The sequence below is a fragment of the Cupriavidus sp. WS genome, from assembly GCF_000395345.1.
In the GTDB taxonomy this organism is placed as follows: Bacteria; Pseudomonadota; Gammaproteobacteria; order Burkholderiales; family Burkholderiaceae; genus Cupriavidus; species Cupriavidus basilensis_B.
Genome location: NZ_AQPL01000345.1, coordinates 1 through 1227, shown reverse-complemented (window position 1 = coordinate 1227; position 1227 = coordinate 1). Strand labels below are relative to the sequence as shown.

Annotated in this window: 2 protein-coding genes and 1 pseudogene; 1 reads left to right on the top strand and 2 read right to left on the bottom strand. The window is 70.7% G+C overall.

The genetic code is table 11. The features are described from left to right. On the top strand, window positions 1-366 hold a 366-nt coding region (locus tag K206_RS0125725), incomplete at its 5' end, for a zinc ribbon domain-containing protein (protein ID WP_020205256.1). Window positions 367-492: 126 nt separating this feature from the next. On the opposite strand, the gene K206_RS0125720 is transcribed toward K206_RS0125725, so the two are convergent. Together K206_RS0125720 and K206_RS43100 are read right to left on the bottom strand one after the other, a co-directional pair. Next, window positions 493-1128, bottom strand: coding sequence for a flavin reductase family protein (locus tag K206_RS0125720; protein WP_020205255.1), 636 nt, complete (start codon window positions 1126-1128; stop codon window positions 493-495). A gap of 2 nt (window positions 1129-1130) precedes the next feature. Next, a pseudogene (locus K206_RS43100) lies at window positions 1131-1227 on the bottom strand (GntR family transcriptional regulator); the annotation flags it as partial.

Below are 1227 nucleotides of genomic sequence, written 5' to 3'. Positions count from 1 at the left end.
GCCGCGCCCGCAAACCAGACCGGAGGCCACCGCATGCCGACCTACGACTACCGCTGCCGCGACTGCGGCGACTTTGCCGCGCTGCGGCCCATGTCGCGCCGCGACGACCCCTGCGCCTGCCCGTCCTGTGGCAGCTTCGCCGAGCGCGCGCTGGTCGCCGCGCCGTCGCTGGCCGGCATGCCGGCCGCGTCGCGCCGCGCGCACGCCATCAACGAACGCAGCGCGCACGCGCCGAAGGAGTCCGGGCGCGGGCACGGCGCGGGCTGCGGGTGCTGCGCGGGCGCGGGCAAGGTGAAGCTGGCCGGCGCGCCGGCTGGCGCGCCGAAGGGCAACCCGAACGGGCGGCCCTGGATGATCAGCCATTAGGCGGGAGGCACGCTAGCGCACGAGGCGCACGGGACCGGGCATGGTACGCCCAACTAAACTAAGTTCGGTTGGTCCAGTCCATGCATTCACGCGTGGCAAGCGCGGACTGGGCGCCCCGGCGCACCTTCACATCTCGTCCACCGCCGTACTCGCCGTAGCCACCCCCGCCTCCGTGTCCAGCGAGAACCGGTCGCGCGTGGTCACGTAGAAGCTCGCGCCGAAGCGGCCCACCGGGAAATAGTCCTGCAGGCGCACGCGCCAGGTCTCGGTGTCGATCAGGCCGTCGCGCGCGTGCAGGCGCAGCACGCGGCCGATGAAGATCTGGCGGCTGGTGGTTTCCAGCGTTTCCCACAGCGTGCATTCGAACGCCACCGGCGCCTCGGCGATGCGCGGCGGCGCCACCGCGCTGGAGGGCAGCGGCGTGAGGCCCACGCGCGCCAGCTCGCTCTGGTCGGGCGGCAGGCGCTCGCCGCAGTCGTGCATCTTCTGCGCCATCGCTTCGTCGCTCAGGTGCACCACGAACTCGCGGCTGCGCGCGATGTTGACGGCGGTGTCCTTGAGCGCGCCGTCCTGCATCCGGTTGACGCTGATCATCACGATGGGCGGCTCCTCGCCCAGCATGTTGAACATGGAGAACGGCGCGGCATTGACGGTGCCGTCCGCGGCCAGCGTCGTCACCAGCGCGATCGGGCGCGGCACGATCAGGCTGGCCATCAGCTTGTAGCGCTGGTACTCGGTGATCGCTTCGAAATCGACTTCCATGCTTACTCCTTGCTCAGGCCGAGCAGTTGCGCCAGGCTTTTCTCGCCCTGCATGCGCGAGGTCTCGATGCGCTGTTCCAGCTCGCGCAGGTGCGCTTCC